Consider the following 9,439-nt stretch of genomic DNA (forward strand, 5'->3'; position numbering starts at 1 on the left):
TCAGCGCTTCTCAATCTGAATCTCGCCGTACCAGCCGCCGGTGGCGATTGTGAGCTTGCCACCGACGCCGGCGTCGCCGGCTCCGAGCACGTGCTCGATCAGGCGCTCTTGCACCTTGTTGGTCCCCCAGTCCGCCGGATCGGGCTGGGGCGGCGCCGGAGCCTTTGATGTCGGCTTGGCATTGAGGTCTCCATCGAGATCAAAGTCGGCGAACATCGACCCGTCTCCGAAGGCGTCGGCCGCCTTGCTCCAGCCGCTCAGCCCGCCGATCAGCTCTGCGTCGGCATAGGCGCGCTTCGACACCTCCGGCGACCCGATCGCCGCCAGTTCCCCGTCCTTGATCAAGTGGAAATCGAATTCGACCCGCGAGCCCGTACTCCAGCCCAAATGCCGAGGGACCGCCTTGTGGGCCACGTAGCGCCGGGTTTGGAGTTCTTTGCCGAACAGCAGGAACTCGCAGTCGGGGAAGGCGCGGTTAAGGGCCCACTCCGTGGATTTCGCCTCCGCCACCTGCCGGAACTCGTGGATCAGTTCCCAGGGTTCTAGCTTGGGCAATTCGTCATTGTCGAAGTTGTAGCTGTCGTCATAGGACCTTGACCGGTCGAAGTGTTCGTCAAAGGTCGGGACGCCATTCTCGCCTCTCGACAGGCGAAGGTTTCCGCAAACTTGGCTGCGAAATCCGTCAAGGATCTCGCTCACCAAGGCGTGGGTGCCGGCATAGGCGATGTGCCAGGTCGGCCCCGTGTACTCGGAGAAGTGGCTGAAGCGTCCCACCGAGACGACCGGTATCTCGTAGCGCGTCGGAAACACCACGATCTTCTGGGCGCTGTCGAGGCTGGTGGTCAGTACGCCCTTTGAAGTGACTGACAGACGCCCGTCGGCGACGGCCACGAGACGGTCTGGGGACTTGGCGAGCAGGCAACTGGTCATCGGCGAGGCCTTGATATTTCGGGAGAGGGGCGCCGTCGACGGGGGCTTCCACGGCGATGAAGCCTTGAGGCTGGCGATCTAGGAGCCGGTCGATTTGACGATGCCGGCCCGGGCCTTCAGCAGTTCGGCCACGAAGGCGTTCACGTGGCGGGCCCGCTGGGCGTCCGGCCGGAACAGCAGGTACGACCGGAACAGCACCTCGGGCTCGAATGGGCGGAAGATCACGCCGCGTTCGGAGAAGCCGTGGGCCGAGCACGGGTTGATGAGGCCAACGCCGGCGCCTTCCAACACCAGGGCGCAGACGGTCGAGGAGCTGGGCGTCTCCACCACGATCTCGGGGTGGACCTCGGCGGCTTCGAGGATCTTGGCTAGGCGTCCGCGCGCTCGGTCCTCCGGCGCGAGAGCAATGAACGGAACGCCCTGAAGATGTTCGGGCCGAATGACCGGTTCCTGGGCGAGGGGATGGCCTGGCGGCATGGCGCACAGGGCGCGGAAGTTGCCGAATACCCGATGGTCGACGCCCGAGAGATCGACCTCGTCGGCGGCCAATCCCACGTCGAACTGCTGGTGGACCACCAGGTCGCGCACCGCCGTCGAGGACGGGGTCTGGAGGGTGATGGCGATCTTGGGATGCTTGGCGCGGAACGAGGCGATGGCGCGCGGCACCAGGGCCGAGCCCAGCGCGGCATGGCTGGCGATCCGCAAGGAGCCGGATCCGAAGTCGCGAATCTGGGCGGCCGAGGCGCGCAGACGGTCCAGACCCACGAAGCTGGTGTTGACGTCCCGAAAGAACAGCTGCCCCTCCGGCGTCGGCACGAGCCGTCCGCGGACGCGATCATAGAGGTTGAAGCCCAGCGAGGCCTCCAGATCGGAGAGGGCGCGGCTGACCGCCGGCTGGGTGATCTGCAGCAGCTCGGCGGCGCGCGAGGCCGAGCCGCTGATCATCACCGCGCGGAAAACCTCAAGATGTCGAAAGTTCATGCCGCCCCACGCCTCCAGACGAGAACCATAAGGTTTGCGCATGGATTGCGGCAAGTTCGACTGTAGCGTCTATGGCTTCGCGGCCGTCGCCGCCGCTGGAGCGGTCGTCACCCGCTTGAGAATGCCGAAAACAAAGGCCTCCCCCTGGCGCAGGTCCGCGATCCCGGCGCGTTCGTCATCGCCATGGATGCGGCTGGCGCTGTCAGGATCGGCGGGGAGGGCTCCAATCCCGTAGACGGGCACGCCCCGTTCGCGCCAAGGCGTGGCGTCGGTGCTGGCGACCAGCAAGGTCGGCAGTACGGAGACACCGGGCCAGGTCGCCTGGGCGCTGTCTTCCAAGGCCTTGAAGAGCGCCGTGTTGAGATTGGACGGGGCGATCTTCGAGCGCTTGTCGAAGTAGGCGGCGATCTCGGCCTTGGGCCGGGCGCTGATGATCTCGATCTCGACCTTGGGATTGGCGATCACCTGCTTCAGCTCGGCGATGAAGCCCTCGACGGTCTGACCAGGCAGCAGGCGCGCGTTCAGCACGGCCTCGGCGTCGCCGGGGATGACATTGGGCTTTTGGCCCGCGTTCAGCATGGTCAGGACAAGGGTGTTGCGCAGCAAGCCCTCCATCCCCCAGCCGCCAGGATCATTGGCCACGACCACGCGTGCGGCCGTGGCGCGTGCTGGAGCGTCCTTGGCCTTCAGCAGCTGGTCGATGGCCGCCGCCAAGGCCGGGCTGCTCAACCTGGCCTTCTTCTGCAGAAAGGCGCGGACCTCCGGAGACAGCTGCACGGTCGTCTCGTACGACTGAAGCCGATTCAGCGCCGTTACCAGCTGGCCATTGGCCGAGCTGGTGATGGGAATGGGGCGGGAAGAGTGGCCGGTCGGGCCGTGGGTCTTGATCTTCAGATTGAGCGTAAGCTTGTCGGCATAGGTGACCTGAAGTTCGCGGACCTTGCCATCCGGGCTTCCCACCGTGCGTCCGCCCTCGTTCAGGGTGAATTCGGCGTCGATCTTGTCCCAGTGGTTTTCAGCTAGCCAGTTGGTGTTGAACTGGCCCTGTTCCTCGTCGGCTTCGGCCAAAAAGATCACGTCGCGCGACCGGGCCGCCGGGTCCTTGGCAAGCTTCAGGACGGCCTGGGCGAACACGGCGACCGAGCCCTTGTTGTCCAGCGCGCCGCGTCCATAGATGAAGCCGTCCTTCTCGACCGCCCCGAACGGATCGACGCTCCAGCGCTCCTTCTGAACGGGGACCACGTCGGTATGGGCGGCCAGCAGCACCGGGCGCTGGCGGCCGTCGCCCTTCAGCCGGGCGATGAAATGCGCGGCCTTGCCGTTGGGCGCCAAGATGATCTCGTTGGGGATCCCGGCGGCGTCGAAGACGGTCTTCAAGTAGTCGGCGACGGCCCGCGTGTCGCCGGGCGCATTGGTGGTGTCGTAGCGGATCAGGTCCTTGAGCATGGCCGTCACATCGCTTTGCCCAGCCGGCGATCCGGCCTTGGCCGGGGCGGTCGCGAGCATCGATCCGCCCAACAGAAGAGCGAGCAGGGCAGAGCGGCGAAACGACATGAGAAACCTCGACACGGCGACTTTAGCGGTGCTGATCCTTGGCCGCTGCGCTCGGCGTGACAATGGCTCCGACTGCAAGGCTCCATACGCTGTTGTTATGGGGGCGGTCGCTCTTCGGCCTTTGGCCCACGTCTCCAGCGTGTCCAGCAACCAGGCCTAGCGGCTAGGTATTCGTCGGGCGCACAATTATCGGGCGCCGGCGCCGCAGGATCGCGTCAGGTCGCGGCAAGAAAATCGCGGGGCGACCTCGCACTGTGCTTCAGCCCCTTACTAATGTGGGCGCTGGGCGACCTATAACAGTTAGTTATGGAGTGGTGTTCCCCCGTCAATTGTCATTCTACCGTCATCCCCACACCGTCGTGAGCGACCGACGTTCACCAAGAGCGTCCAAGAAGGGGAACTCATATGGCTTCGAACGGGGGAAAGCGTCGCGCCTGGCTTTTGGCGGGCGTGGGCGTTTCGATCTTGAGCGCTGCGGCGTCGGACGCGATGGCCCAGGCCACGGCCGCCGACACCCAGGTGGAGGAGGTCGTCGTCACCGGTTCGCGCTTTGGCGGTCGCACCGCGATCAATTCGGCGACGCCGATCGACGCCATCACCAATGATGAGCTGACCCGCGGGGCGGCGCCGAACCTCCAGGACATGCTGAAGGTCGCCGTGCCCAGCTTCAGCACTCCGCGTCCCGTTGCGGCCGGCGCGCTCGACTTCATCACGCCGCCGACCATGCGCGGCCTCTCGACCGGACAGATCTTGGTCCTGGTCAATGGCAAACGTCGCCACACCTCGGCCGACCTCAACAACGGCAACCAGATCGGCCGGGGCGACGTCGCCTATGACTTCAACTCCATTCCCGCCGCCGCGATCAGCCGGATCGAAGTGCTGCGGGACGGCGCCGCCGCCCAGTATGGTTCGGACGCCATCGCCGGGGTCATGAACCTGCAGCTGGATAAGTCGATCGGCGTCACCGCCAACGGCCAAGCCGGGGTCACCTCGCAGGGCGATGGACGTGATCTGCAGGGCTCGATCGGGGCGGGCTTCGCCGTCGGCGACGGCGGCGTCATCCGCATGACCGTGCAGTACCAGGACCACGAACACTCCGACCGCGCCGCGCCCGACACCCGCCAGCAGTACTTCGGCCGCAACGCCGCCGGCGGCGCGGTGGCGCCTTCGGCCAACTTCGGGTCCGGCACTGGCTTGACGCCGTCGAGCGGCACGCTCGATCCGCGCGAAGCCACCGTCGATCGGAACATCTGGGTGTTCGGCGATCCCGAGTACACCAACACCAGCGTTTTCTTGAACGGCGAGTTGCCGATCAACGACCAGGTCACCGCCTACGGGTTCGGTGGCTTCAATCGCCTGAAGGGAACGAGCTTCAACTTCTTCCGCCGGGCCGGTCAGGATGAAACCATCCGATCCCTCTATCCAGACGGCTTCGTGCCCTTGCAGGACATCAAGCTGCAGAACAATTCGGTGAACCTGGGCCTGCGCGGCGACGACGTCCTGGGCTTCAAGTGGGACCTGTCGACGGGGCTGGGCACCAGCATCAACGACATCGGCTACAGCAATTCCAACAACGTCTCGATGGGGCTGACCACGCCGACCACCTTCTATCGGGGTGGTTCGCGGTTCCGCCAGTGGACAACCAACCTCGACCTCACCCGTCAGCTGGATCTGGGCCTTGGCTCGCCCCTGAAGCTGGCCCTGGGGGCGGAATACCGGAAAGACTACTACGACCTCGTCGCCGGGGAGCTGGCGTCCTACGCCAACGGCGGCGGCCTGATCCTGGATGGGCCCAACGCCGGCAAACCAGCCCCGGTCGGGGCCCAGCCGGGCGGCGGCATCACGCCCGCCGACGCGGCCGCGGCCAACCGCACCGCCAAGGCGCTCTATGCCGAAATCGAGAAGGACTTCGGCGACCGCTTCATGATCGATGCGGCCATTCGATACGAGGACTACTCCGACTTCGGCAGCACGACCAACTACAAGGTCGCCGGACGGTTCGAACTGTTCGAGGGCCTGGCGGTGCGCGCCTCGGCGGGGTCTGGCTTCCGGGCTCCGGCGCTGGCCCAGTCGTACTTCGGCAACACCAACATCAGCTTCGTCAACGGCCAGCCGCTGAAGATCCTGACCGTACCGGTCAACACCGCCATCGGGGCGCTGGTCGGCACCAAGCCGCTCACGCCCGAGAAGTCCGACAACATCTCGGTCGGCGCGGTGTTCCAAGGCTTTGGTCTGTCCGGCTCCGTCGACTGGTACCGGATCGCTATCGACGACCGCATCGTCATGTCGTCGAACTTCCAGAGCACGGCGCTCACCACGCTGCTGGCCTCCAAAGGCTATTCGGGGATTTCGGCCGTCGCCTTCGAAAGCAACGCGGTCGACACCACCACCACCGGGGTCGACGTGACCGTCCGGCACAAGGCGGGCCTGGGCGATTTCGGCGAGCTGACCACGACCCTGGCGGCCAACTTCAACAAGACCCGCCTCGATCGCGTGGCCGGGACGCCCGCGCCGCTCGCCGCGCTCGGCATCGCCACGCCGCTGTTTGACCTCACCCAGCAGGTGCGCACCACCGACAGCACGCCCAAGGACAAGATCACCCTGAACTTCAACTGGGAGAAGGGGCCCTGGAGCGTCAACCTGACCGGAACGCGTTATGGCCAGGTCAGCCAGGTGGGCCTAACCGGCAAGACCCAGGCCCAGGTTGCTGCACTGATCCCCGGCTACAATGTAACCGTGGTGCCCTCGGCGCCCGGCTCGGCCAATTCCGACATTATCCAGCGCTTCCGCGCCGACATCGTCGCGGACCTGGACGTGGCCTGGCGTGTCAACGACAAGCTGCGCCTGTCGGCGGGGGTCAACAACGTCTTCGATAAGTATCCTGAAAAGCAGATCGCCTCGACAGCGGCCAGCGTGGCGGCCGGAACCAACGGCTCCGACAACAACGGCATCTTCCCTTACGCCTATGTCGCGCCGTACGGCGTCAACGGCCGCACCTACTACATCAAGACCAGCTATCGCTTCTAACCCCAGCGGACGGAGAGGCGAGGGCCTCTCCGTCCTGGAGAACCCGTATGCGCGCAATCCTCCCCCCGGCCATCCTGGCGGGTCTCCTCTGGCTGGCGGCGTCCCATGGGGCATTGGCCCAGGATCATGGCGCGCATGGCCATGCCCACGCCCCCGCGACGGCGACAACCGAGCAGCCCGCAGCCTATGGCGTCAGCCGAAAGGCGATCGCCTACTTCAACACACCCAATCGCCACGGGACGGCGCTTGACCCAAAGGCCGCGACCGATGTCGGCAAGGTCCGGCTGGACCTGGACGCCGAGGCCGACGTCATGGTCAGCTTCACCAGCGGTCTGGCCGCCGAAACCGGGGCGGGGTGTCCTTGTTCGGTCCGCGCGCTGTTGCGGGTCAACGACCAGGCGCCGGTTATCGTCAAGCGGGTCAATGTCGGGGCGCCCAGCGTCCAGACCGTCGATCGCTACGAGCACGACCGTCAGCCGGCCGATGGGTCCTTCGTCTTCACCCTGCCCAAGGGGCGGCACGATATCGCCCTGGTCATGCAGCCGGTGGACGGCGCGGGCACGGATCTCGAAGCCTACTACGTCAACCTGCAGGCCGTGCCCTATCCGACGGGGCGTTAGGTCGAGTTTCTGGATGCGGCATCTTGGCGCGTCGTGGCGAAGTTCTGGGGCGGGGATGTTAGGTATTGCCTAGCTTTTCTCAGTGTTCGCTGCGGCGCATCAAGTCGTCACTCAGTGTAATTGTATAACATGTAATCATATAACGCATTTCAATCTCGGCTAAGCAGAGGTATGCCAGCTCAGGATGGTTGGACTCGCACTCCATGGCTGGCAAGTCGGCGGAAACGCCGCAAAGCGGCGCTCGCGCCGTGGCCAGCCCGTGCGTTTCACCTTCGGTAAGGCCGTGGCGCTCTTCGTCACCGTCGTCTTCCTGATGGGCATCGTCATTTGCGGCCCGGCCGAACACGCGGCTCTGGAAACCGAGACGTCCGTGGCCTCCCAGGTCATGGCGTCGAACGTCCAGGCCCCGGCCGTGATCAAGGTCGCGGGCGACCAAAAGGTCCCTGTCAAGAAGACCCTCGCGGCCTGTACGGGCCATTGCTCGGCCCACAGCATCAGCCTGCCGGTGTCGTTCGCGCCCCAGACGGTCGCGTTCGAGGACCGTGCCGCCTGGCAGCCCGTGCAGGACCAGGGCCTGCTGATCGAGCGCCCCGTCCTTCTGGATCGTCCGCCTAGAGCCTGACGCGACCCTTCCGCCCATCGCGGCGGACCGTCTGCGTCTCAATCTCTAGGAACACATCTTCATGACTCTCATCATGCGTGGGCGGCTGCGTTTCGCGGCCGTGAGCGCGGCCGCGATCGTAGGCGCGTTGGCGTCCGCGACCGGCGCGGCCGCCGATCCGGCGCCGCCGTTCAAGGACCTGCTTACTCAAGCGCAGGCCAATGCGCCCAGGCTCGCCGAAGCGGCGGCCGGCGTTCGTCAAGCGGAAGGTCTGGCCCGCCAGGCCGGCGCCCGCCCCAATCCGACTGCCGGGGTGACCGTCGAGAACTTCAGCGGCAAGGGGATCTACAGCGGTACGAACAATGCCGAGACGACCTTCCAGCTGAGCCAGCCGCTCGAAGTCGGGGGCAAGCGCGACGCGCGGGTCGCCGCCGGTCGCGCCGCTCTCGATGCGGCGCGGGCGCGCCTGGTTCAGTCCAAGGCTGATTTCGCCTTCGCCCTGGCCGACGCCTACGCCCTGGCCGAGGCGGCCGAACGTCGTGTCGCCCTGGCTGACGAAGCCGTGACCCTGTCCGACGAGACGCTGCGCGCCTCGCGGGTCATGGTCGACGCCGGCAAGGAAGCCGAGCTACGCACCCTGCAGGCTCAAGCGGCCTTGACCGCCGCGCGGGCCTCCCGAGAAGAGGCTCGGGCCGAACGGACCGGCGCCTTCTCGCGGCTGACAGCCCTCGTCGGGTCGGCAACGCCCTTCACCTCGCTGAGCGACAGCCTGCTGACCAGCCCCAAGGTCACGAGCCAGCCCGGCGACATCGATGCGCTGTCGACCCCGGCGGTCGTAGCGGCGGAAGCCGACCGTGAAGCCGCCGCCCGGCGGGTGCGGATCGAACGAACCCGCGCGGTGCCGGACGTCACGGTATCGGCTGGCATTCGCCGCTTTAGCGGCGACGACTCCACGGCCCTGGTCGCTGGCGTCTCGCTGCCCATCCCGGTCTTCGACCAGAACCGCGGCAACATCACCGCCGCTCAGGGCGAGCTGCAGGCGGCCGAGGCCCGGCTTAACGCTGCCCGCTTCGACGCCGAGGCCGACATCCGCACGGCCCGGTTCCAGCTCGGCGCCGCCCAATCGCGGGCCAACGCGGCGAGCGAAGGCGAAACCAGTGCGGCCGAAGCCTTCCGTCTTACCCGCATCGCCTACGAGTCCGGCAAGGCCCCCCTGGTCGAGCTGATCAATGCGCGCCGGTCTCTGGCCGAAGCGCGCGACCAAACCATCCAGGCCCAGCTGGCGCGCGTCCGCGCCGAGGCCGACCTGGCGCGCCTGCAAGGCCGCCTCTTCGGAGACCGTTGATGCCCAAGTCCAATTCCTCGAACCGGCAGTTGTTGCTGGGCGGCGCGGCCGTCGTGGTCGTCGCCATCGCCGCCTTCTCGGTCGGAAAGATGTCCGGCGGCAAACCCGCCGAGACACCGGCGACCGAAAAGCCCGCGGCAGCCGCGGAAGCGGCCGGACCGCAAAACCTGGCCATGGGTCCCGAGCGTATCACCGCCTCGGGCGTCCAGCTGCAGACGGTCAACACTGGCGGCCTGGCCGCCGAGGTCGTCGCTCAGGCCACCGTCGAAGCCGAACCGGGCGGTGAGGCGGCCCTGACCGCCCGCGCCGCCGGCTCGATCACCCGCATCACCAAGCGCCTCGGCGACCCCGTGCGGGCCGGCGAGACCCTGGCCCTGGTCT

At 66.6% G+C, this 9,439-nt stretch carries 7 protein-coding genes and 1 pseudogene; 5 read left to right on the plus strand and 3 right to left on the minus strand.

What is annotated here, in order from left to right; genetic code table 11:
- The 3 genes from AX690_RS07340 to AX690_RS07350 form a co-directional block, all read right to left on the minus strand.
- Positions 1-930: a hypothetical protein gene (locus AX690_RS07340; protein ID WP_062100096.1), complete on the minus strand. Its 930-nt coding sequence runs from the start codon at positions 928-930 to the stop codon at positions 1-3.
- A 78-nt stretch (positions 931-1,008) separates the two neighbouring features.
- Complete coding sequence (locus AX690_RS07345; protein WP_062100097.1) at positions 1,009-1,911, minus strand: LysR substrate-binding domain-containing protein; 903 nt, start codon at positions 1,909-1,911, stop codon at positions 1,009-1,011.
- 69 nt (positions 1,912-1,980) lie between these two features.
- On the minus strand, positions 1,981-3,417 hold the full coding sequence (locus tag AX690_RS07350) for a M20/M25/M40 family metallo-hydrolase (protein WP_168193665.1): 1,437 nt from the start codon (positions 3,415-3,417) through the stop codon (positions 1,981-1,983).
- Between the two features lie 513 nt (positions 3,418-3,930).
- On the opposite strand from AX690_RS07350, the gene AX690_RS07355 reads away from it, so the two are divergent.
- From AX690_RS07355 to AX690_RS07375, 5 genes and pseudogenes are all read left to right on the plus strand, one after another.
- On the plus strand, positions 3,931-6,492 hold the full coding sequence (locus AX690_RS07355; protein WP_197426802.1) for a TonB-dependent siderophore receptor: 2,562 nt from the start codon (positions 3,931-3,933) through the stop codon (positions 6,490-6,492).
- Between the two features lie 47 nt (positions 6,493-6,539).
- Positions 6,540-7,112, plus strand: a complete 573-nt coding sequence (locus tag AX690_RS07360) for a hypothetical protein (protein ID WP_062100100.1) — start codon at positions 6,540-6,542, stop codon at positions 7,110-7,112.
- A 259-nt stretch (positions 7,113-7,371) separates the two neighbouring features.
- Entirely contained in the window at positions 7,372-7,734 is a 363-nt protein-coding gene (locus AX690_RS07365) for a hypothetical protein (protein WP_062100101.1), read from the plus strand.
- 61 nt (positions 7,735-7,795) lie between these two features.
- Positions 7,796-9,058 carry a TolC family protein gene (locus AX690_RS07370; protein WP_062100102.1) on the plus strand — a complete coding sequence of 421 codons (1,263 nt, stop codon included), beginning with the start codon at positions 7,796-7,798 and terminating at the stop codon, positions 9,056-9,058.
- A pseudogene (locus AX690_RS07375) lies at positions 9,058-9,439 on the plus strand (efflux RND transporter periplasmic adaptor subunit); the annotation flags it as partial. The gene AX690_RS07370 and the pseudogene AX690_RS07375, both read left to right, overlap by 1 nt.

This window comes from Caulobacter sp. CCH9-E1, from assembly GCF_001556515.1.
Classification (GTDB): Bacteria; Pseudomonadota; Alphaproteobacteria; order Caulobacterales; family Caulobacteraceae; genus Caulobacter.